Raw genomic sequence first — 21,384 nt, forward strand, 5'->3', positions numbered from 1 at the left:
GTGCCGCCGTGCGGCATCGTTTCTCGTGCCGCCGGTGCGGCATCGTCTTGCCCTGCCGCAGAGCGGCAGTTGTTCACAATCGCATGCACCCGCCGGTCACGGGCACCTAACAGTCATGATACGAGGTCATACAGACCCGTACCACATTGTTCGCAACTCCCGGATTGTAAGACTGGGCCAAGTACCCCCTAAACCCCGGATCTCCTCACCCCGAACGCATCCCGGGGCCATATCCTCTGGACGGACCTGGTCGGCCCCGCGCACCGAAAGGCACTACATCGTGGCGACGTTCCTCACCGATCTGTCGCCCGCAGATATGCAGCTTCGCCTCGATGACGCGTTGGCCGTGTACATCGAAGCCATGCAATACCCGCGTGGCACCGAACGGCAGCGGGCGTCGATGTGGCTGGACCACACCCGACGCGATGGCTGGTTTGCGGTCGCAGCGCTCGATGCCGGGGCGGATACCGCACTCGACGCGGACCCAAACTCCGCGAATGCAAACAATCTCGACCCCGCACTGATCGCCACCGCACCGATGCAAGGGGTGGCCTACGGTTACCGCGGCGCGCCCGACCAATGGTGGCAACAACAGGTATCCGAAGGGCTGCGCCGGATCGGCACCCCGGCCGACCGGATCGCTGACCTGATGACCGGCTACTTCGAACTGACCGAGCTGCACATCCACCCCCGAGCCCAAGGGCATGGCCTGGGTGAGGCGCTGATCCGCAGGCTGCTGGCCGGACGCACCGAATCGCACGTGCTGCTATCCACCCCGGAAATCCACGGCGAGGGCAACCGGGCCTGGCGGCTGTACCGCCGCCTCGGCTTCACCGACGTCATCCGCGGCTACTATTTTCCTGGCGACCCGAGGCCGTTCGCCATCCTCGGCCGAGCCTTGCCCCTGTGAGCCCCTGCGCCCTCTGAACACGTACGCCCAGGGAGATCTGGCACGATAACTGCGTGAACCGCCGCCGCCACCGCCTGCCGGCCCTAGCGCTGGTGCTGTTGTTGCTGCCGATAATGACCGGGTGCGTGCGGGTGCACACGTCGCTGACCGTCTCCCCCGATGACAAGGTCTCCGGGCAGGTAACGGCTGCAACCAGGGCGAAAGGCCCCGACGACAAGGGGCCCCAGCTGTCCAACAACCTGCCGTTCGCCACCAAGGTGGCGGTGTCCGAGTACCACAAGGACGACTACGTCGGCTCCGAGGCGGTGTTCTCCGACCTGAGTTTTTCCGAGCTGCCGCAGCTGGCCAACTTGAGCAGCGACGCAGCCGGCGTCGACCTCTCGCTGCGCCGCGCAGGTGAACTGGTGATCCTGGAAGGCCGTGTTGACCTCACCACACTCAGCGACCCGGATGCCGACGTAGCGCTCTCGGTGTCCTTCCCGGGCGACGTCACCTCAACCAACGGCGAACGGTTGGACAGCTCCACCGTGTCCTGGAAGCTCAAGCCCGGCGTGGTCAGCACCATGAAGGCCCAGGCCCGGTACACCGACCCCAGCGCCCGGTCCTTCACCGGTGCGGCCCTTTGGATGACGCTGCTGTCGTTCGCCGTGGCCGCCATCATCGGCGGGCTGGCCTTCTGGACTCGAGACCGCTCTCCCCGGTTCACCAGCCTCAGCGACTCCTGAAGGCTGGAAATCCGGCCGCACACACTAGGCTGGATTAACTTCGGGAGCACCCGGAGGCAAAGAACACCGGGTCAGGAGAGGGGCGCGCGCTGAGCGTGGACGCCGCAAGTCCGTCGGCTGGCGAGCTGGCGAACGCCATCACAGATCAACTGCGCGAGTATCTCGGCGAACGCCGGCGCGACAGTTCCTACATCGGCGACGACTACGCCGAGCTCACCGCTGCACTGGAGGAATTCGTGCTGCGCGGGGGCAAGCGGGTACGGCCGGCCTTCGCGTACTGGGGTTGGCGCGCCGTCACCGAAACGCCGGACCAACCGGCCGGCCCGACCGAGCTGCGCCTGTTCTCGGCACTGGAATTGCTGCAGGCCTGCGCCCTGGTCCACGACGACGTCATCGACGATTCGGCGACCCGACGCGGCTTGCCGACCGTGCACCGACTGTTCGCCGAGCGCCACCAACAGCGAGGCTGGCGGGGTTCCTCCGACCAGTTCGGCCTGTCAGCAGCCATTCTGCTCGGCGATCTTGCCCTAGCCTGGGCCGACGACATCGTGGTCAGCGCCGATATCTCCGTCGACGCGCACCGGCGGGTGCAAAACGTATGGGCCCACATCCGCACCGAGGTACTCGGCGGGCAGTACCTGGACATCGTCGCCGAATCCAGCGGAGCACAGACCGTGGATTCGGCGATGAACGTGAACATGTACAAAACCGCGTCCTACACGGTGACGCGGCCACTACAGCTCGGCGCCGCGGTCGCGGCCGACCGGCCCGACGTCCAGAAGATCTTCCACGAAATCGGAACAGACCTGGGCATCGCATTCCAGCTGCGCGACGACGTGCTCGGCGTCTTCGGCGACCCAGCCGTGACCGGCAAGCCGTCGGGAGATGACCTGCGCTCGGGTAAACGCACCGTGCTGCTGGCCGAAGCGATAGCCCTGGCCGAGAGCACTGACCCGACTGCCGCCGGGCTACTGCGGGAATCGATCGGAACCGATCTGGACGACGACCAGGTCGGCGCGCTGTGCGGGGTGATCGAATCGGTCGGTGCGCTGGCGGCCGTCGAGGACCGGATCACGCTGCTGACCGAGCGCGGACTGACCGCGTTGGCGGCGGCGCCCATCGACCCGAACGCCAGGGCCGGACTCACCGAACTGGCCCGCCGCGCGTCGAACCGGTCTGCCTGACGTTCATGGTCACCGCTATCGCCACCCAACCCCCGGGGCGTATCGCCCGATTGTCGACGTTCGGGCGTTCCCCCGAAGGCCGTCCTGCGCTGCTGGGCTTCGCCGGCGCAGTGCTGATCACCCTGGGCGGGCTCGGCGCCGGTAGCACCCGATTGCACGATCCGCTTCTGGAGTCCTTACATCTGTCTTGGCTGCGGTTCGGCCACGGCCTGGTGGTGTCCTCGATCCTGCTGTGGACCGGCGTCGGCCTGATGCTGATCGCGTGGCTGTGGCTGGGTCGCCGGGTGGTGGACCGCACTGCTGGACGGCGGGCAGGAGCGGAGCGATCCGGGGATGTTTCCGACTACACGATGATCGCGACCACCGGATTCTGGTTGGCACCACTGCTGCTGAGCGTGCCGGTGTTCAGCCGCGACACCTACTCCTATCTGGCCCAGGGCGCGCTGCTGCGCGACGGTCTGGACCCGTACATCGTCGGGCCGGTCGACAATCCGAATTCGTTGCTGGACAACGTGAGTCCGATCTGGACCACCACTACGGCACCGTACGGTCCAGCGTTCATCCTGGTCGCCAAGTTCGTCACCATGATCGTCGGCAACCACGTGGTGCAGGGCACCATGCTGCTGCGACTGTGCATGCTGCCGGGGCTGATCATGCTGATCTGGGCGGCACCCCGGGTGGCCCGGCACGTCGGCGCCAACAGCGCTGCGGCGCTGTGGATCTGTGTGCTCAACCCATTGGTGATCATTCATCTGATGGGCGGCGTGCACAACGAGATGCTCATGGTCGGGCTGATGATGGCCGCGCTGGCGGTGACGTTCAACCGTCGACCCGTGCTCGGTGTCAGCCTGATCGCCGTGGCTGTTGCGGTGAAAGCCACGGCGGGGCTGGCACTTCCGTTCATGGTCTGGGTATGGATGCGACAACTCCAGGAGCGTCGATCCTGGCGGCCGGTGACCGCCTTCGCCGCGGCCACCGCAGCGTCGGCAGTGATCTTCTCGGTGGTGTTCGCGGTGCTGTCCCTGTTGGCCGGGGTCGGACTGGGCTGGCTGACCGCATTGGCCGGCTCGGTGAAGATCATCAACTGGCTGACCATCCCGACCGCGGCCGCCAACGTGATTCACGCCGTCGGCGGTCTGTTCATGGCGGTCAGCTTCTACGCGGTACTGGACGTGACCCGCATCATGGGCATCGCGATCATCGCGATCTCGCTGCCCTTGCTGTGGTGGCGATTCCGGCACACCGACCGCGAAGCGCTGGTCGGTATCGCGCTGTGCATGGGCGTGGTGGTGCTGTTCGTGCCGGCCGCGCTGCCCTGGTATTACACCTGGCCGCTGGCCGTCATCTCCGCCCTAACCCAGAGCCGATCCGCGATCGCCCTGATCGCCGGGTTCTCGACCTGGATCATGGTGATCTTCAAACCCGACGGCTCGCACGGCATGTACTCCTGGGTGCACGTCATCTTGGCCACGGGATGTGGTGTCGCAGCGTGGTATTCGCTGGCGAAGGCGCCTGAACCGGAGACTGGCGAGGACGCGTTGGCGGAGCCTAGTACGCCGTAGACGGCCGAGCCGTCAGAACGCCACAGACGGCCCAGCCGTCAGAACGCCACAGACGGCCCAGCGTCAATAGGCCGCAGGCGGCCGAGCCGTCAATAGGCCGCAGACGGCCGAGCCGTCAATAGGCCATAGCCTGCGCACGCCGCAGCACTTCGCGCGCCTGGTGCGAATGCAGCGCGTCGACCGGACGCGCGTTGGCCTGCCGCTCAGTCGACCCGTCCCGGGTGATCACGAGCGACTCGTCGGCAGTGAACAACCAGCGCACGATGTCGGTCTCGTGGTAACCGCCGTCGTACAGCACCACCAACAGACCCGACAGCGGCTTGACCACATGACCTTTGGCGTCGAAAAAGACCTTGGGCACGACCACGACGCCCTTGCGGCGCACGGCGATCAACTGCCGGTCACGCAGATACTGATGAACCTTGGTCACCGGAACGCCCAACATGGACGCCACCGCAGGAAGGTCGTAGACCGCTTCGTCAGGATCGAGAACGTCCTCGGCGGCCGGAATGCTGCTCACCGCACTGATTCTAGAGCCGTACGATTGCCGGGTGCAGTCATCCCAGCAACCGGACCCGCTCCTCGGTGCGGTGCTCGATGGGCGCTACCGGGTCGACGCCACCATCGCGAGCGGTGGTATGTCGACGGTGTACCGCGGGCTGGATGTCCGTCTGGACCGCCCTGTGGCGCTGAAGGTGATGGATTCGCGGTACTCCGGTGATCAACAGTTCCTGACCCGATTCCAGCGCGAAGCCCGGGCTGCGGCCGGGCTCAAGGATCCGGGCCTGGTCGCCGTGTATGACCAGGGGTTCGACGGCCGTCACCCGTTCCTGGTGATGGAGCTGATCGACGGCGGCACCTTGCGCGAACTGCTGCGCGAACGCGGCCCGATGCCGCCGCACGCCGTCGCGGCCGTGCTGGCCCCGGTGCTCGGCGGACTGGCCGCAGCCCACGACGCCGGCCTTGTGCACCGCGACATCAAGCCCGAGAACGTGCTGATCTCCGACGACGGTGCGGTGAAGCTCGCCGACTTCGGCTTGGTCCGCGCCGTTGCCGAGGCCAAGATCACCGCGACCAGTGTGATTCTGGGCACTGCGGCCTATCTGTCTCCCGAGCAGGTCAGCACCGGCGACGCCGACCCGCGCAGCGACGTCTACTCCGTCGGTGTGATGGCCTATGAGCTACTCACCGGGGTCACCCCGTTCACCGGCGACAACACTCTGTCGGTGGCCTACCAGCGGCTGGACCACGACGTTCCGCCGCCAAGCGCGGCGATCGCCGGGGTGCCAAAACAATTCGATGATCTGGTGGCCTGTGCGACTGCCCGCGATCCGGCCAACCGCTACCTCGACGCGCGGGATATGGGCGCTGAGTTGGCAGCAATCGTCACCGACCTCGGGCTGCCCGAATTCCGTGTGCCCGCACCGAAGAACTCGGCCCAGCACACCGCCGCCGCGGCAGCTGAGCACAGCCCGGCACGGGCCGAGCGCACCACGACCGCCACAGGTCGGGCAGCAGAGCAGCCGAAGCCAAACCACACCCTGCAGTTCACCATGGACCCGGCGCAGTGGCACGATTCACGCAAGGCCGAATCATCTTATGCGGCAGGACAATTCGCGGGCATCAACATCGAAGACTTCGAATGGGCCCGGCAGCGTTCCCGGCGGCTGACCCTGTTCTGGGTGATCGCCGTCCTCACCATGACCGGACTGGTGGCCGCTGGCGCCTGGGCCTTGGGCAGCAACGTCAACGGACTGCTCTAAAACGCCGAGTGGCCACCTGCGACACGGCTTTTCGAGAAAACCGTGTGGCAAGTGGCCACTGGCGCGATGTTTCTAGTCGCGCAGCATCTCCGCGACCAGGAAGGCCAACTCCAGGGACTGCTGGGTGTTCAGCCGCGGGTCGCACGCCGTCTCGTAGCGGCCGGCCAGGTCGTCATCGGAGATATCCTGTGCGCCACCAAGGCATTCGGTGACGTTCTCGCCGGTGATCTCGACGTGGATGCCACCCGGGTGGGTACCCAGCGCACGGTGCACCTCGAAGAAGCCCTGCACCTCGTCGACAATCCGGTCGAAGTGCCGGGTCTTGTAGCCGGTGGAGGACTCGTGGGTGTTGCCATGCATGGGGTCGCACTGCCAGATGACCTGGTGGCCCGACGCCTCGACCTTCTGGATGATGCCCGGCAGCACGTCGCGCACCTTGCCGTTGCCCATCCGGCTCACCAGGGTCAGCCGGCCCGGCTGGTTGTTCGGGTCCAGCCGCTCGACGTACTCGACAGCCTGCTCAGGCGTGGTGGTCGGGCCGATCTTCACGCCGATCGGGTTGGCGATGGTCTCCATGAACGCGATGTGCGCGTGGTCGAGTTGGCGGGTGCGCTCCCCGATCCACACGTAGTGCGCCGACAGGTCGTACAACCGAGGCTCGGGGGCATCGATCGGGAACTCAGTAGACAGCCGCAGCATGGCGCGCTCGTAATCCAGCACCAGAGCCTCGTGGCTGGCGTAAATCTCGGCGGTCTGCAGGTTGCGGTCGTTCACGCCGCAGGCGGTCATGAAGTCCAGGCCGCGGTCGATCTCGGCGGCCAGCGCCTCGTACCTGGCACCAGCAGGCGAGGTCCGGACGAACTCGCGGTTCCACTCGTGCACCTGATGCAGCGAAGCCAGACCCGACGAGGTCAGCGCCCGCACCAGGTTCATCGCCGCACTGGCGTTGGCGTAAGCACGCACCAGCCGGGACGGGTCGTGCACCCGGGCCGCGGGGTCCGGGGCAAACCCGTTGACCATGTCACCGCGGTAGGAGGTCAGACCCAGCGAATCGGTGTCGGACGACCGCGGCTTGGCGTACTGCCCGGCGATCCGGGCCACCTTCACCACCGGCACGCTGGCGCCGTAGGTCAACACAACGGCCATCTGCAACAGCGTGCGGATGTTTGCGCGGATGTGCGGCTCGGTGTTGTCTGCGAAGGTCTCGGCGCAGTCGCCGCCCTGCAGCAGGAACGCCTTGCCCTGGGCCACGTCGGCCAGCTGGAGCTTCAACCGCTCGATCTCCGACGGAACGGTGATCGGCGGGACGCTTTCGAGCACCTTGCGCATGGCCGCGGCCTGGTCCGCCGGCCAGCTGGGCTGCTGTACCGCCGGGCGCGCGAGGGCCTCAGCGAGGCGCGCCCGCAGATCCTCGGGCAGCGGTGGCAGCTCGGGCAGCTGATCAATGGGTACGTCGACGGTCCAGTTCACCCGTCTATGGTAACCGCGCGGGACCAGCGCGTTTTACCACACCAACCCCGCAGCCGCCGAGAACTTCGATACCGCCGGGAGAAATACGGGCCCCATGCGCGACTATTAGTCACGTGGAGTGCGAGGTTGCCCGCGAAGCGCTGTCCGCGCGAATGGACGGCGAGCGTGAGCCCGTGCCTGCCCAACGGGTTGATGAGCACCTGGCCGGGTGCGCCGAATGCACCCGCTGGCATCAGCAGATGACGGCTCAGATGAGCCTGCTGACCGTCCTGGCGTCCGGCGATCGTTCGCGGATGGCGCCGGTGGCCGACACTGTGCCGCAGCTAACTCCCCCGACCCGCCGGATTATCTGGCCACAGATCGCCTTGGTGTTGGTCGGCGTGACCCAGTTGGGACTGACGCTGGCCCAAGCGCTCGGCGCCACGGTCGGCCTGCACGCGGGCCACCCGACCGGTGGCCACCTGGTCAACGAGGCGATTGCCTGGTCGGCCGCTCTCGGAGTCGCCATGGTGGCGGCTGCGCTGCGTCCGGCCCTGGCTCCGGGCCTGGCCGTGATCGGCGGGGTGTTCACCGCGGTACTGACCGGCTATGTGGTGGCCGACGAAGTCTCCGGTGCGGTCACCATGACGCGGGTGCTCAGTCACCTGCCCGCACTGGTCGGCACCGTGCTGGCCGTCGTGGTGTGGCGGCTGCGCACTACCGATCCTGACCCGCAGGCAAGCAGCGCACCTATCGAAGTTGACGACATCACGCTGCCGGACAACGCATCTCGAGGACGGCGCCGCGGCCACCTGTGGCCGACCGACGGCGCCGCCTGACCATCAGCGGGCCCGCCACCAGCCGACGGCGAGATCGGCAGCGATGAACGCGACCAGCGATAGCCCGAACAGCGGGGCGAAATAGCCGAACCCCACGAGCCCGACGAGCACCAGCGCGGCCTCATACGGCCGCAGCGCGGCCAGCACCGACGGCCCGGCACCCGCTCGCGCCGCCGGTGGCCCCGTGGGCAGCCGCAGATTCCCGGCAGGCCGGCGACGCCACCACATCCGGTACCCGAGCAGCATCCCGACAATCATCGCGACGGTGACCGCAATCAGGGCCACCTGGTTGAGCACGCCGAACAGAATCCCCATGTGCGCACCCACGATCCAGTCGGCGAGCTTGGCCATCAACGGCCAGTCGGCGAAGTTCAGGCGTTCTGTCACCACGCCGGTGTCGGGGTCGACGACGATGGCGTCATACCGGGTGGGCCAGTCCCGCTTGTTCTCGTCGACCCGCCAACCGTGCCCCGGCTCGGACGGCGGATACATCCAGATCGGGTTGCTCAGATGTGCGTCCTGCGCGGCCTGCAGTGCGGTGTCGATGCCGTGCAGCGTGCTCGAATGGTCGTGCTGGTCGTGCGGCGCTGAGTGGTGCGACCCCGCGGTGTGCGGCTGCTCAGTTTGCGACAGCTCGGTCGTCGGCAGCGCGGTATCCACCGACGGGGTCGTCCAACTCAGTTCAGATCGCAACTCGGCAACGTTGGCCCCGGCAAAACGCGACCACGTCAGGCCCGAAACCGCAAGCAGCGCAACGGCTGCCAGGGTCCACACCCCGAGTGCGCCATGCCAGGACAAAAGCCGCCGCCGGCCAGACGCCCGCAGATCCGGGATGACCAGACGCCGACCGCGCTGCTGACCAAGCCACAGCAACAGACCGGCCCCTGCGATCACCCACAACCAGCTGGCGGCCAGCTCGCTGTAGTTGCGGCCGAGCGCCCCCAGGTGGAGGTTGCGATGCAGCTCGTCGAACCAGGCCCGTACCGGCAGCCATTGGCCGTAAGTGGTCAGCGCTCCGCGGACCGCTCCCGTGTAGGGGTCGACGAACACCGTGCGGCCGTAGTCCGGCGGCACGTCGTCAACGGCGAGGGTCACCTGCGTCGTCTCGGTCGGGCTGGTTGGCGGCCGGATGCTGGCTACGGTGCCTTCCGGATGGGCCGCCCGCGCCGAAGACACCTGCTCGGCCAGCGGCAGCTGGCGCTCGCCGACCGCATCGACGGTGAGTTCGTGCCGGTGCACCGCGTCATCGATCTGCGGCACCACCGCGTAAAGCAGGCCCGTGATGGCAGCCACCAGGACAAACGGGGCGACGAACAGGCCCGCATAAAAGTGAAGTCGCACCAACAGCGGCCGGAACCGTGTCCAGGCCGACCGGTCCGGGGAGCCGGTTGAGCGGGGTTCTTGCAGCGGTGTTGGACTCACGATGGCAGCAGCTCTCAACTCTCGATGGGCACAGCAGTCTGAGATATCGCTGCATTGGTCGGTGTCCGAGCGCGAAAAGTTCCCGGCCGTCCAACGGCCGCTACGACGACTCGTCGTAGACTGGCTGTGATTGGTTGTCTGCTGGAAGGCCGGTATCTCATGGGCTCGAACCCCACTCGGGCCGGACGCGTTGCCCTGCCGGTCGTCGGCTACTTGATCGCGGTAGCTGCGCTGATCGGATACGCCGTGGCCTCCGGCAGCCATCGCTTTGTCGCCACCGGCGACACCTACCCCGGCCTTCTCACCGCATGCGCCGAGCCCATCGGCTATTTCACCGCGACCCTGGCCGGGGCCATCTGCCTCGGCGGGCTGGCCTACATAGTGACCACCGCGCGGCCCGATACGAACGGGCTGATCGACCCGCCGGCGTACCGCGTTCACCTTGTGCTGGAACGAGTTTCGCTGGTGTGGGTGGCTGCGGCTGCGATCATGGTGGTGGTTCAGGCGGCAAACAACTCAGGCGCCTCGGCCGTGCGACTGATCACCAGCGGGACCGTGGGCGATGCGATCGCCGCCTCCGAGATGTCACGGGCTTGGATCGCCACCACCCTCTTCGCCGCGGCGGTGGCGATCACGCTGCGGTTCACCGTGCGGTGGGTCGCGATGTGTGTCTTGTTGCTACCCAGCCTAATCGGGGTGCTGGCGTTGCCCGTCAACGGCAACGCGTCACAGGGGCCCAGCCACGACTATGCAACCAGTTCGATGATCGTGTTCGCCGTCGCAGTGGCGGTGCTGTCCGGCATGAAAATCGCGGCGGCCATCAGCCCACCGTCCGCTGACCTGCAGCGCCGCCTCACGCTTCTGACCACGGTGTGCGCGGCGGTGGCCTTGGTCTACGGCGCGATGCTGCTGCCCCTGCTGCTCGGCTCAGGTGGGCTGACCGGTGACGGCTATGGCCGACTGGCGATCGTGGCCGCCCTGGCGTTGGGCGCAACCCTGGTGCTCGACGTGGTGGCACTGCGCCGCGGCACCGGCGGAAGCTCGGCGGTGGTGCTGTTGGTGATCACCGCGCTGGCCGCACTGTCGGCGATGGCGGTGCAGACGGCGCCGCGATTCCTGGAGCACCAGTTCACCACCTGGGACATCTTCCTCGGCTACGAACTGCCCGACCCACCGAATGTGATTCGGATACTGACGGTTTGGCGGTTGGACACCTTCATCGGCGTCGGGGCGCTGGTGCTGGCCGCGGCGTATCTGTATGCCTACTTGCGGCTGCGCAGACGCGGCGACGAGTGGCCGGTGGGTCGACTTGTGGCGTGGCTGATCGGTTGTGCCGCACTGTTTTTCACCAGTAGCTCGGGCATGAAGGCCTACGGGTCGGCGATGTTCAGCGTCCACATGGGCGAGCACATGACGCTCAACATGTTCATCCCGGTGTTGCTGGTGCTGGGCGGACCCGTCACCCTGGCACTGCGCGCCCTGCCTCCGGCAGGCGAGGGCGCACCGCCCGGACCTCGGGAATGGGTGCTGCGCCTGGTGCATTCGAAGGTGACGGCGTTCATCTCGCACCCCGTGGTCGCCTTCGTGCTGTTCGTCGCGTCGCTCTACATCGTGTACTTCACCCCGATCTTCAACACCCTGGTGCGCTATCACTGGGGTCACGAGCTGATGAGCGTGCATTTCCTGCTGGTGGGCTACCTGTTCTACTGGGGCATCATCGGTATCGACCCGGGGCCCAAGCGGCTGCCGTTCCTGGGCCGACTCGGATTGTTGTTCGCGGTCATGCCTTTTCATGCGTTCTTCGGCATTGCGACCATGACCATGACCTCGACGATCGGCGGCCCGTTCTACCGATTCGTCGACCTGCCGTGGCTGCACAGCATCAACGCGGACCAGCACCTGGGCGGCGCGATCGCCTGGGGTTCAAGCGAATTGCCGGTCATCGTGGTGGTGATTGCATTGGTATCGCAGTGGGCCCGCCAGGATCGCCGCGCAGCGGTTCGCACCGACCGGCACGCCGACGCCAGCTACGGCGACGACGACCTGGACGCCTACAACGCGATGTTGCGTGAGTTGGCCCAGGGCCGAGGGCCCCGGCAGTAGAGCCGTTACCGACTGCACTGCCTGATTGGCGGCTCAGCCGCCGAAGTTCCTCAGGCGCAGGCTGTTCGACACCACAAAGAACGACGAGAACGCCATCGCACCACCGGCGATCAGCGGGTTCAACAGCCCGGCAGCCGCAATCGGAATCGCCGCGATGTTGTAGCCGAACGCCCACACCAGGTTCATCCGGATGGTGCGCATGGTGGCCCTGGCCAGATCAAGGGCCTGCGGCACCACGTCCAGACTGTCCCGGACCAGGATGATGTCGGCCGCACCGATTGCGACGTCGGTACCCCGGCCGATCGCCAATCCCAGGTCGGCGCAGGCCAATGCGGGGCCGTCGTTGATCCCATCGCCCACCATGGCCACCATGCGTCCGCTGTCTCGCAACTGCTGGATGACGTCGACCTTGCCATCGGGCAGCACATCGGCGATGACGTCGTCGATACCGACAGCAGCGCCCACAGCGGCCGCGGCCGCGGCATTGTCACCGGTCAGCACAATGGTTTTCAGCCCGCGCTCCTGTAATGCCGCAACAGCGCCGGCCGCCGAGTCGCGAACCGCGTCGGACACTGCGACCGCACCACACAACTCGTCGTCGACGGAGACGAAAACGACTGTTTCGCCGCGTGATTCAGCCGTCCGGCGCCCCTCGGTCAACGCCGCGGGGACAGCGCCGGCGAACCACCCCGGCTTGCCGACCTTGACGCGACGCTCCCCCACCACGCCGGTCACACCACGGCCGGGTGCGGCCTGAAAGTCACTGACCGACTCAGGATTCGGCGACGCCGTTGTAATAGCAACCGCCACTGCATGTTCCGATGCCGATTCCACCGCGGCCGCCAGCGCCAGCACCTGGTCGGGATCCCAGCCGTCGACGACGGTGACGGCAGTGACCGCGAGCCGACCGGTGGTAAGCGTCCCGGTCTTGTCGAAAACCACGGTGTCCACCGCGCGAATGGCTTCCAGCGCCCGGTAACCCTTGAGGAAGATGCCCAACTGAGCGCCGCGCCCAGAGGCCACCATCATGGCCGTCGGTGTCGCCAAGCCCAGCGCGCACGGGCAGGCGATGACCAGCACGGCCAGTGCTGCGGCGAATGCCTTGTCCGCGCCCGCTCCGGACAGGGCCCAGCCGGCAGCGGTCGAGGCAGCAATGGCGAACACGCACGGGACGAACACCGAGGAAATCCGGTCGGCAAGTCGCTGCGCCTGCGCCTTCTGTGCCTGTGCTTCCTCGACCAGTCGCACCATGCCGGCAAACTGCGTGTCGGCGCCCACCGCGGCGGCCTCGACGATCAGCCGGCCGTCCAGCACCACCGTCCCGCCGACCACGCTGCTGCCCTCGGAGGCTCGCACTGGCTTGGCTTCGCCGGTCATGGCGCTCATATCGACCGCGGCGCTGCCCTCGACTACCAGGCCGTCGGCGGCGATGGTCTGCCCGGGCCGCACCACGAACTTCTGTCCTTCGGACAGTTCCTCGGCCGGAATCGTCATCTCGGCCCCATCGGCCAGCAGGATCGTGACGTTCTTGGCGCTGAGTGCAGCCAATGCACGCAGCGCACTGCCGGCTTTCGACTTGGCTCGGGCCTCGAAGTAGCGGCCAGCCAGCACGAACACCGTCACCCCGGCAGCCACCTCCAGATAGATGGAGTCGCTGCTGGTCAGGGCCTGCCAGACACCATGCACCTCACGCGTGTGATGGCCGATGAAGATGGTGTACATCGACCACGAGGTGGCCGCGGTGACGCCGACCGAGATCAGCGTCTCCATGGACGCCGCGCCGTGCCGGGCGTTGCGCAGCGCGACCCGATGGAACGGCCAAGCCGCCCAGGTGACCACCGGCGCGGCCAATGCGGTCAGCACCCATTCCCACCCGGGAATTCGGGTGCTGGGGACCACCGCGAACATCACCGACAGGTCGGCCAGCGGCACGAACAGCACCGCTGCCACCGCGAGTCGGCGCAGCAGGTCGCGGGCCGTGTTGAGGTCTTCGTCGGGCTGGTCCTGCGGGGGCGTGCCCGAGCGCAGCGCAGCCTGGTAGCCGGCCTTGCCGACGATCTCGCACAGTTCGGCGTCGTCGAGTTCGGCGGGGGCATCGATGGTGGCGACCCTGGTGGCGTAATTCACCGAGGCGTGCACGCCGGGTAGCTTGTTCAGGGTCTTCTGCACCCGCGCGGCACAGGCGCCACAGGACATCCCTGTAACGTCCAGTTGGACGCGCCGGTCGGTCCCGTCAACTACAGGGGCCGTCATGTTTCTCCTCTTCCGCGGATGTCTCATTCATTAGTCGCGCCGCACCGCCCGTCGGTTCCCGCCGGAATCGTCCGCTAGGGTCGGCCCGTGAGTTTCCGCGGCGACGACGATCAGGTCACCCGGCTGGCACTGGCCGCCGGACGGGGCGATCGTGCCGCATTGGACCAGTTCATCAAGGCTACCCAGGCCGATGTCTGGCGCACAGTCGCCTACCTGGCAGAGCCGGCCAGCGCCGACGACCTGACCCAGGAAACCTATCTGCGCGCACTGGGGTCACTGCCCCGGTTCACCGGCCGCTCGACGGCACGGACCTGGCTGTTGTCGATCGCCCGACGGGTGGTGGTGGACCAGATCCGGCGCAAGCAGGCTCGCCCGCGCACCGTAGCGGGGGTCGAACCGGAGGCCATCGAGACCGCGGCCGAGATGCGTCGTCGGAGTTCTTCACGGTTCGAGGACATCGTCGAAATCCGGCTGCTGCTCGACGGTATCGATACCGACCGCCGCGACGCGCTGCTGCTCACCCAAGTGCTGGGCCTGTCCTATGCCGAGGCCGCCGAAGTGTGTGGCTGCCCGGTCGGGACCATCCGCTCTCGGGTGGCTCGGGCGCGTGATGACCTGTTGCGGGCAGGGCAGCACGACCAGAGCGCAGGCTAGTTCCATCGAGATTGCCGCCGGTTAGCCCATGTGCAGCGCCATAGACTGAGCAGGACGTACGGGGGAGGTCAACTGCATGGGCGCGTTGGATGCCTTCAATTCGATCTGGAGTCAGGCGCGGGCCACGTTCGGCGAGGGCGTCCCGGTCGACGGCACCTCGTATGACAAGAGCGCGCAATTCCGGGACCTCCAGTCACAAACCCAGGCGGCGGCTCCCGGGGCGCACTGGACGGGACCAGCGGCAGACAACTATGCCGATGCCAACGACGCCCACGCCCGCAAGTTCGGCCGGATGGCCGAACTCGATCAGAAATTGGGTGCGGAAGTAACCCGGTCAGCCGAGGCCGTCATGGCCGGCCGCCGCGACTTGGAATCGGTGCGGCAATGGGTGAACGACGCCGCCGCTGGACTGCCGAAGACCGCCGCCGGGGATGCGCAGCTGTATGCGGCCGTCTCCAAGGGCAGCGGCGAAATCGCCGACATCATCAAACGGACGCACGGTGAAATGGTGTCCGTCACGAGGCGGGTGAACGACATCAAAGCAGGGTGGGACGAACTTCGTAACCATCAGAATTAAGCCGGCGTTTGCGATCAGACAGGTTTCAACGCCGATGCCAAATAACTTGCCGCATTTGAATAGGCGGGCCTGGGGTGTCGCCACCCGGTGGTCACCCGTTGTCATCCAAGTTGTTCTGGCCGTGCTCGTCGTGATGATGTGTGCTGCCGATAATCGCTCTCGATGCGCTCGTCGCATTCGGGCTGACACGGGGTGGCGGGAAGATCGCGCAGATCGGGCAGGGCATGCTCGTCGGCTGCTTGGCGCCAGTGGTTACTTTGGTTCTGGCCGTTCCTGTCTTCCTTCTGCTCAGGTGACGTGCGTAGGCCACGAGTCGTACATCCCAGGGAACCAAACCGCACTCCCCTGCGACTAACTACATGTGATCGACCAATCCGCCCTGCGCTGGGCGCTGACCGCGGTGTTCGTCGTCGCGACCGTCCTGTTCGTCGTTGCGGGCCGACGTGCCAGCAGGTGCACCGACCAGACCGGTGTGCCGTTCACCGTGTGGACGCTGCATGCGCTGGCCTCCATCGTGATGATCGCAATGCTCTGGCCAGTCGGTATGCGGGTCTCACCGCTGCTCTACGTGCTGGTATTCACCGGCTGTGCGCTGTACTTCGCCTACCTCGCGCTGTTCGGAGACCGACTGCCGCACCCCATCTACCACTGCACGATGATGGCCGCAATGGCGCTGATGGGCCTGTTGATGGCGCCCAACTCAGCAACCCCGCCGATGACGCACGCCGGGCATCAGATGTCACACGGCTCGCACATGGCGATGGCCGAAGCGGCGCATCCCATACCCCACCTGCCGACGCCAACCTGGTTGACCGCGACTTCGACCACGCTGGCAGTCGGTTTCGCCGTCGCCTCCCTGTGGTGGTTCTACCTGCTGGTTCGTGGGCCGCAACGCCCCTACGCCGACCTGTTGATGGCGCTCGGCATGACCGCCGCCTTCGCCGCCATGGCGGCCTGACACCCACCCCCATCCGCTCCCGAGAGGACACTCATGCACAAATTCCGCTCCGCTGCAGTGCCCAAATTCCGCTCCGCCGCAGTGCCCAAATTCCGCTCCGCTGCAGCACTCGCCGCAGCCGCCGCCGTCGCCCTCGCCGCCCCCGCCGCGGCGCACGTCAAGGTGACCGGCGATGCCACCCAGGGCGGCTGGGGCGTACTGACTTTCCGGGTGCCGACCGAGTCGGACACCGCGTCCACCACCGACCTGCTGGTCACGCTGCCCGACGACCAGCCGATCATCTCTGTCAGCACCCAGCAGAAGCCGGGCTGGACGGTCAACGTCACCAAGAAGAAGCTGGCCACCCCGCAGAAGGACGACGACGGCAACGAGATCACCGAATACGTCTCGACCATCGAATGGAAGGCCAGTGCGCCGCAGGCCGTAATCCCGCCACACCAGTTCGACACGTTCGCCATCTCGGCCGGTCCGCTACCCAAATCCGAGTCGATCTCGTTGCCCGCGGTGCAGACCTACAGCGACGGCAAGGTGGTGAACTGGGATGAAAAGGCCAACCCGGGACAGGCCGAACCGGAGCATCCCGCGCCGACCGTGACGCTGAAGCCTGCCGGTCCTCAAGCCGCAGCCCCGACCGCCGCCGCTGCCGCACCTGCCTGGCCGGGAATCGCTGCGCTGGTCGTGGCGGCCGCAGCATTACTGCTGGGCATCGCTAACCTGGCTCTGTTACGACGAAAGAATTGAAATTCAGTGCAGCGCTGCTGGGGGTGTTGTTTGCCCTGCTCGCGCTGCCGACACTCATTGCGGCGCCGGCACACGCGCACGCGGTCCTGGTCGCCAGTGATCCGGTAGACGGCTCCAACCTTCCCGTCAGCCCGGCCCGCGTCACCCTGACGTTCGACGAACCGGTCCGTATGGTGCCCGGCGCCGTCCAGGTGGTCTCAGGCAACGGAGCGCACGTAGACCTGGGTGCACACCTGCAATCGGGCGGCGCGGTTGTCGAGTTGACCCTGCCCCCGAGCCTGCCGCGCGGTAGCTACACCGCGATGTGGCGGCTGATCTCCGCCGACGGCCACGAAGTGGCCGGATCCGTGAATTTCGGTGTGGGACAAGACCCGAACGCGCCACCTCTAACCCGTGACCACCAGGTGGAGGCGTTCGCCGTCAGCTCGGCGGCCATCCGCTGCACGTGGTACGCCGGGCTGGTGCTCGGTATCGGTGTACCGCTCATCTGCCGGGCGTTGTGGGTGTGGACACTGACGCTGCGCCGCACCCGGGTGTTGGCGGGCACCGGTTGGTTGCTGTTGGGCATCGCGGTGCTGGCCAGTTTCGCTGACATCGGACCGAGCACGATGCTCACCGCGCAGGCAGTGTTCGTGCCTGCACTGGCAGCGACGGGCGTGCTGATGCTGCGCCGCCCGTCGACCCCTCCGGCATTGTTTGCAGCCGCCGCAACAGCCGTGACCATCGGCGTGGCAGCGCGCGGCCACGCTGCGGTCGGTCCCAACCCGTGGCCGGCCATCGCGGCGACCGGCGCACATTTGTTGGCGATGGCGCTGTGGTTGGGCGGGTTGTGTGTGCTGGCTGTTGTGGTGCTGCCGGCAAAGCGGACCGACGGCCTGGACCGCTGGTCGCTGACGGCATTCGGGTGTGTGGCGGTGGTGATCCTCAGCGGCGAGTACCAGGCTTGGCGACAGATCTCCCCGATCGAGTCGCTGTGGTCCACCGGTTACGGAATGGCGTTGTGCGCCAAGGTTTTCCTGGTTGCGGTAATGCTGGCTGTGGCGCTGCTGGGCCGTCGCCCACTGACCACAGACCGGCTCCGACGAACCGTGCCGCTGGAAGCCGCGCTGGGCGTGCTGGTGCTGATCATGACCATGGTCTTGACCGGCGAACCGCCTGCCCGCACCACCTACGGCCCGGCGCTGACCGCAACCGCCGACCTGCCCGGCGGACGACAGGCGCAGGTTCACCTCGCCACCACCCGCCGCGGTGCCATTCCCATTGACGTGACGCTTGGAACCGCGGCCACATCCGTCCAGGGCACCTTGTCCAGCGCCCAGATCGCGTCGCTGCCGGTGCGGTTCACTGCCGGCCCCGACGGTCAGTGGCACAGCACCTACGCGACCGCTCCCCTTCCGGGCCTGTGGACACTACGGTTGACGGTGCAGTTCAGCGCGAATGATGCAGCGGTGACAAGCGTCCCGTTCCGGACTTGGTGACCGGTAGCTACCGCGGCGCCTGCAACAACTCCGCCATCAATTGGTACCTCTTAAGGTTGTGTCGCGCGTCGACCAGCGCGTCGTGCGAATCCCGTGGGCGCGGTGGCATCCGCGGGCTACCGCAGTCCTCCCAGAACTGCCGCAGTTCGCGGGTGAACCGAGGCATGGCCGGCGGCAGGTCGGTCATCGGTCCCCACAGCTGGCACAGCACCACGTGGTCGTAGGCACCGACCCAGGCCCACAATTCGATCGGTTCGTCGCCGTCGATGTCGAAGAAGTCCTCGAGTTCCGAACGGATCTGCCGACGCGACCGCCACACCTGGGAAGCCGGCGACGGCAGTTTGGGCAGCACGTTCTTGCGTACCCAGGAACCCGCCCACGCCGGATCGAATTCTGTTGACACCGCGTAATACTCGCGACCGTCCTCGGCCGCCACGCCGATCGAGATCAGCTCGATGGTGCGACCGTTGTCGATGAACTCGGTGTCGTAGAAGTACTTCATTCAGGCAACCAGCTTCACGGTCGAATCGTCCGGGTGGGGAATAACGTCAGGGTGAATACAACCAGGCCACACGGCAGCAGCAGCCGGCTACCAGCAATGAAGTCCGCATGGATCGGTGCATGCACCGTCGAGAACTTACGCCCGACGATGCGTGTCACCGCCCCCGCACGGCACTGACCCGCCGATCACCCCGATAGGCTGTCCGGCGAGATGCGTATCAAACGGTCGACCGACGGAACCGGGTTGTGGCCAACCGTGGCATGGCGGCTGTTGCAGTTGCTGGCCGCGGTGACGTTGATATGGGGCGGTTGGCAGCTGTTGGGCCACATTCCCTACCGGATCGACATCGACGTCTACCGGATGGGTGGGCGTGCCTGGTTGAACGGTTCGCCGCTGTACAGCGACGGCGCGATATTCCACACCCGCGGCGGGCTGGATCTGCCGTTCACCTACCCACCACTGGCCGCGATCGTCTTCGCGCCGTTTGCTTGGCTGCCGCTGCCCGGCGCCAGCGTCGCCATCACCATCACGACATTCGTGCTGCTGCTGGTATCGACCCTGATCGTGCTGACCGGGCTGAACGTCTGGCCACACTCAGTCGTCGGCGGTTCGGCTCTGGTCCGGCGCTGCTGGCTGACGGTGGCGATCGTGGGTGTCGCCGTGCTGTGGCTCGAACCGGTCCGTGCCAATTTCAGCTTCGGCCAGGTCAACGTGGTGCTGATGACGTTGGTGATCGCCGACTGCGTGCCCAGGCGCACCCCGTGGGCGCGCGGCCTGCTGCTCGGCGTCGCGATTGCGCTCAAGCTGACCCCGGCGGTTTTCCTTCTGTATTTCCTGCTGCGCCGCGACTTCCGCGCGATGCTCACCGCCGTCGGCTCAGCCATCGGCGCCACGCTGGTCGGCTTCGCACTGGCCTGGAGTGACTCGTGGGAGTACTGGACCACCACCATCGGCAACACCGACCGCATCGGCACCGCCACGCTGAACACCAACCAAAACATCTCCGGAACGCTGGCCCGGTTCGGGCTTGGCGCCACCCCGCGGTTCCTGCTGTGGGTGCTCCTGTGCTTCGCCGTGCTGGCGCTGACGGTGTGGGCGACGCACCGGGTGCTGCGGCTGGGTCAACCGGTGCTGGCTCTGATGTGTGTAGCGATGTTCGGGCTGGTGGTATCACCGGTCTCGTGGTCGCATCACTGGGTGTGGGCGCTTCCAACCCTGGTGACCACGACGGTGACGGCCTACCGGATGCGCAACGTCGCGTTGGCATGCGTCAGCGCGGTGGGCATCTGCCTGATGGTGTGGTCACCCATCCGACTGCTGCCCGAGCACCACGAGACCGCGGCGTCGCTATGGCGTCAGATCGTCGGCAGTTCGTACGTGTGGTGGGCGCTGGCGACCATCGCCGTCGTCGGAACTCTGAAGGGTGGTCCGGATGCGGCCGCCGACCGGCCGCAGAACGCGGCGCCGATCTCGGCAACCAACTAGACAGCTCGCGGGCGGGACTCAGCCGGCCGCGGCCGTGGGAATGCGCGCAGTGGTGCTGATGGCCTTGTCGCCGCCCTCTTTGAATGCTGCGGCGTAGATGTCGACGTACTCCTGCCCCGACAGTCGCATCAGTTCGTACATGACCTCGTCGATCACCGCGCGCTCGATGAACCGATTACCGGCCAGGCCCTCGAATCGGCGGAAGTCCATCGGCTTGCCGAACTTGACCTCGATCTTGCCGAACCGCAGGAACTTCGCCCCCGGCGGGTTGACCAAGTTGGTGCCGACCATGGCGACCGGAATGACCGGGATGCCGGTCTCCAGAGCCAGCCGGGCCAGGCCGGTCTTGCCCTTGTACAACCGGCCGTCCGGAGACCGGGTGCCCTCCGGGTACATGCCCAGCAATTTGCCTTCGCCCAGGATGCGGGCCGCGGTGTTCAATGCCGCCTGAGCCGAGTCGGCGTCGGTGCGGTCGATGGGCACCTGGCCGACGGCAGTGTAGAACCAAGCCAGGAATCGACCCTTGATGCCAGTGCCGGTGAAGTACTCGGACTTGGCCAGGAAAGTGATGCGTCGACGCACCATCAGCGGGAGGTAGAAACTGTCCATCACCGCAAGGTGATTGCTGGCAAGGATTACCGGGCCGCTATCCGGAAGATATTCAATCCCTTGGACTTTCGGCCGGCCGATGACGTAGAGCAGCGGTCCCAGCAAGAAGTACTTGAACAGCCAATACCACATCGAACCTCCCGCAGCGGGCGCCCGGACGGTGCCCTGCG

General features: G+C 66.6%; 19 protein-coding genes. 13 read left to right on the forward strand and 6 right to left on the reverse strand.

Annotated features, from left to right (window positions below):
• The first annotated feature begins 280 nt into the window (after window positions 1-280).
• The 4 genes from M2432_RS17640 to M2432_RS17655 all read left to right on the forward strand — a co-directional run bounded on the left by M2432_RS17640 (window position 281) and on the right by M2432_RS17655 (window position 4,381).
• On the forward strand, window positions 281-910 hold the full coding sequence (locus M2432_RS17640; RefSeq protein ID WP_280828121.1) for a GNAT family N-acetyltransferase: 630 nt from the start codon (window positions 281-283) through the stop codon (window positions 908-910).
• Window positions 911-1,023: 113 nt separating this feature from the next.
• Window positions 1,024-1,635, forward strand: coding sequence for a DUF3153 domain-containing protein (locus M2432_RS17645; RefSeq protein WP_280828236.1), 612 nt, complete (start codon window positions 1,024-1,026; stop codon window positions 1,633-1,635).
• A 95-nt stretch (window positions 1,636-1,730) separates the two neighbouring features.
• A complete protein-coding gene (gene idsA2 / locus M2432_RS17650) occupies window positions 1,731-2,819 on the forward strand; it encodes a bifunctional (2E,6E)-farnesyl/geranyl diphosphate synthase (protein ID WP_280828122.1) in 1,089 nt (362 codons plus the stop codon).
• Window positions 2,820-2,824: 5 nt separating this feature from the next.
• Complete coding sequence (locus M2432_RS17655; RefSeq protein ID WP_280828123.1) at window positions 2,825-4,381, forward strand: alpha-(1->6)-mannopyranosyltransferase A; 1,557 nt, start codon at window positions 2,825-2,827, stop codon at window positions 4,379-4,381.
• A gap of 115 nt (window positions 4,382-4,496) precedes the next feature.
• Here M2432_RS17655 and M2432_RS17660 read toward each other — a convergent pair whose 3' ends face one another.
• Window positions 4,497-4,901, reverse strand: coding sequence for an Rv2175c family DNA-binding protein (locus tag M2432_RS17660; protein WP_280828124.1), 405 nt, complete (start codon window positions 4,899-4,901; stop codon window positions 4,497-4,499).
• Between M2432_RS17660 and M2432_RS17665 the strand changes: the two genes are divergently transcribed.
• Window positions 4,891-6,144 carry a protein kinase gene (locus tag M2432_RS17665; protein WP_280828125.1) on the forward strand — a complete coding sequence of 418 codons (1,254 nt, stop codon included), beginning with the start codon at window positions 4,891-4,893 and terminating at the stop codon, window positions 6,142-6,144. The two genes, M2432_RS17660 and M2432_RS17665, sit on opposite strands and share 11 nt — an antisense overlap.
• Window positions 6,145-6,216: 72 nt before the next feature.
• Here M2432_RS17665 and M2432_RS17670 read toward each other — a convergent pair whose 3' ends face one another.
• Window positions 6,217-7,614 carry a 3-deoxy-7-phosphoheptulonate synthase class II gene (locus M2432_RS17670; protein WP_280828126.1) on the reverse strand — a complete coding sequence of 466 codons (1,398 nt, stop codon included), beginning with the start codon at window positions 7,612-7,614 and terminating at the stop codon, window positions 6,217-6,219.
• Between the two features lie 113 nt (window positions 7,615-7,727).
• Between M2432_RS17670 and M2432_RS17675 the strand changes: the two genes are divergently transcribed.
• Window positions 7,728-8,432: a zf-HC2 domain-containing protein gene (locus M2432_RS17675; RefSeq protein ID WP_280828127.1), complete on the forward strand. Its 705-nt coding sequence runs from the start codon at window positions 7,728-7,730 to the stop codon at window positions 8,430-8,432.
• A 3-nt stretch (window positions 8,433-8,435) separates the two neighbouring features.
• Here M2432_RS17675 and M2432_RS17680 read toward each other — a convergent pair whose 3' ends face one another.
• Window positions 8,436-9,854 (reverse strand): PepSY domain-containing protein, encoded by a 1,419-nt coding sequence (locus M2432_RS17680; protein ID WP_280828128.1) that lies wholly within the window; start codon window positions 9,852-9,854, stop codon window positions 8,436-8,438.
• A gap of 159 nt (window positions 9,855-10,013) precedes the next feature.
• Here M2432_RS17680 and M2432_RS17685 point away from each other — a divergent pair, with 159 nt between their 5' ends.
• Window positions 10,014-11,957 carry a cytochrome c oxidase assembly protein gene (locus tag M2432_RS17685; protein WP_280828129.1) on the forward strand — a complete coding sequence of 648 codons (1,944 nt, stop codon included), beginning with the start codon at window positions 10,014-10,016 and terminating at the stop codon, window positions 11,955-11,957.
• Window positions 11,958-11,990: 33 nt separating this feature from the next.
• On the opposite strand, the gene M2432_RS17690 is transcribed toward M2432_RS17685, so the two are convergent.
• Window positions 11,991-14,210 (reverse strand): heavy metal translocating P-type ATPase, encoded by a 2,220-nt coding sequence (locus M2432_RS17690; protein ID WP_280828130.1) that lies wholly within the window; start codon window positions 14,208-14,210, stop codon window positions 11,991-11,993.
• Window positions 14,211-14,297: 87 nt separating this feature from the next.
• Here M2432_RS17690 and sigC point away from each other — a divergent pair, with 87 nt between their 5' ends.
• From sigC to M2432_RS17715, 5 genes are all read left to right on the forward strand, one after another.
• A complete protein-coding gene (sigC, locus tag M2432_RS17695; protein WP_280828131.1) occupies window positions 14,298-14,864 on the forward strand; it encodes an RNA polymerase sigma factor SigC in 567 nt (188 codons plus the stop codon).
• A 76-nt stretch (window positions 14,865-14,940) separates the two neighbouring features.
• A complete protein-coding gene (locus M2432_RS17700) occupies window positions 14,941-15,441 on the forward strand; it encodes an EspA/EspE family type VII secretion system effector (RefSeq protein ID WP_280828132.1) in 501 nt (166 codons plus the stop codon).
• Between the two features lie 361 nt (window positions 15,442-15,802).
• Window positions 15,803-16,399 carry a DUF5134 domain-containing protein gene (locus tag M2432_RS17705; protein WP_280828133.1) on the forward strand — a complete coding sequence of 199 codons (597 nt, stop codon included), beginning with the start codon at window positions 15,803-15,805 and terminating at the stop codon, window positions 16,397-16,399.
• A gap of 33 nt (window positions 16,400-16,432) precedes the next feature.
• A complete protein-coding gene (locus M2432_RS17710; RefSeq protein ID WP_280828134.1) occupies window positions 16,433-17,140 on the forward strand; it encodes a YcnI family protein in 708 nt (235 codons plus the stop codon).
• Window positions 17,137-18,618, forward strand: coding sequence for a copper resistance protein CopC (locus M2432_RS17715; RefSeq protein ID WP_280828135.1), 1,482 nt, complete (start codon window positions 17,137-17,139; stop codon window positions 18,616-18,618). The genes M2432_RS17710 and M2432_RS17715 overlap by 4 nt, the downstream gene beginning before the upstream one ends.
• Window positions 18,619-18,625: 7 nt before the next feature.
• Here M2432_RS17715 and M2432_RS17720 read toward each other — a convergent pair whose 3' ends face one another.
• Entirely contained in the window at window positions 18,626-19,120 is a 495-nt protein-coding gene (locus tag M2432_RS17720; protein WP_280828136.1) for a polyadenylate-specific 3'-exoribonuclease AS, read from the reverse strand.
• 210 nt (window positions 19,121-19,330) lie between these two features.
• Here M2432_RS17720 and M2432_RS17725 point away from each other — a divergent pair, with 210 nt between their 5' ends.
• The gene (locus tag M2432_RS17725; protein WP_280828137.1) at window positions 19,331-20,605 is read left to right on the forward strand and encodes a glycosyltransferase 87 family protein; all 1,275 of its coding nucleotides are present in this window, start codon (window positions 19,331-19,333) and stop codon (window positions 20,603-20,605) included.
• 18 nt (window positions 20,606-20,623) lie between these two features.
• Here the strand turns inward: M2432_RS17725 and M2432_RS17730 are convergent, their stop codons facing one another.
• Window positions 20,624-21,346, reverse strand: coding sequence for a lysophospholipid acyltransferase family protein (locus M2432_RS17730; RefSeq protein WP_280828138.1), 723 nt, complete (start codon window positions 21,344-21,346; stop codon window positions 20,624-20,626).
• Between the last annotated feature and the right edge of the window lie 38 nt (window positions 21,347-21,384).

Origin of the sequence: Mycobacterium sp. OTB74 (assembly GCF_029892685.1) — a bacterium.
Taxonomy (GTDB): domain Bacteria; phylum Actinomycetota; class Actinomycetes; order Mycobacteriales; family Mycobacteriaceae; genus Mycobacterium.

What these genes read in the sequence shown, in the direction of transcription:
- M2432_RS17645 (WP_280828236.1), top strand. Translation starts at nt 1,024, where the DNA reads ATGACCGGGTGCGTGCGGGTGCACACGTCGCTGACCGTCTCCCCCGAT.
- M2432_RS17655 (WP_280828123.1), top strand. Translation starts at nt 2,825, where the DNA reads ATGGTCACCGCTATCGCCACCCAACCCCCGGGGCGTATCGCCCGATTG.
- M2432_RS17665 (WP_280828125.1), top strand. Translation starts at nt 4,891, where the DNA reads ATGCTGCTCACCGCACTGATTCTAGAGCCGTACGATTGCCGGGTGCAG.
- M2432_RS17685 (WP_280828129.1), top strand. Translation starts at nt 10,014, where the DNA reads ATGGGCTCGAACCCCACTCGGGCCGGACGCGTTGCCCTGCCGGTCGTC.
- M2432_RS17690 (WP_280828130.1), bottom strand. Translation starts at nt 14,210, where the DNA reads ATGACGGCCCCTGTAGTTGACGGGACCGACCGGCGCGTCCAACTGGAC.
- M2432_RS17700 (WP_280828132.1), top strand. Translation starts at nt 14,941, where the DNA reads ATGGGCGCGTTGGATGCCTTCAATTCGATCTGGAGTCAGGCGCGGGCC.
- M2432_RS17710 (WP_280828134.1), top strand. Translation starts at nt 16,433, where the DNA reads ATGCACAAATTCCGCTCCGCTGCAGTGCCCAAATTCCGCTCCGCCGCA.
- M2432_RS17720 (WP_280828136.1), bottom strand. Translation starts at nt 19,120, where the DNA reads ATGAAGTACTTCTACGACACCGAGTTCATCGACAACGGTCGCACCATC.
- M2432_RS17725 (WP_280828137.1), top strand. Translation starts at nt 19,331, where the DNA reads ATGCGTATCAAACGGTCGACCGACGGAACCGGGTTGTGGCCAACCGTG.
- M2432_RS17730 (WP_280828138.1), bottom strand. Translation starts at nt 21,346, where the DNA reads ATGTGGTATTGGCTGTTCAAGTACTTCTTGCTGGGACCGCTGCTCTAC.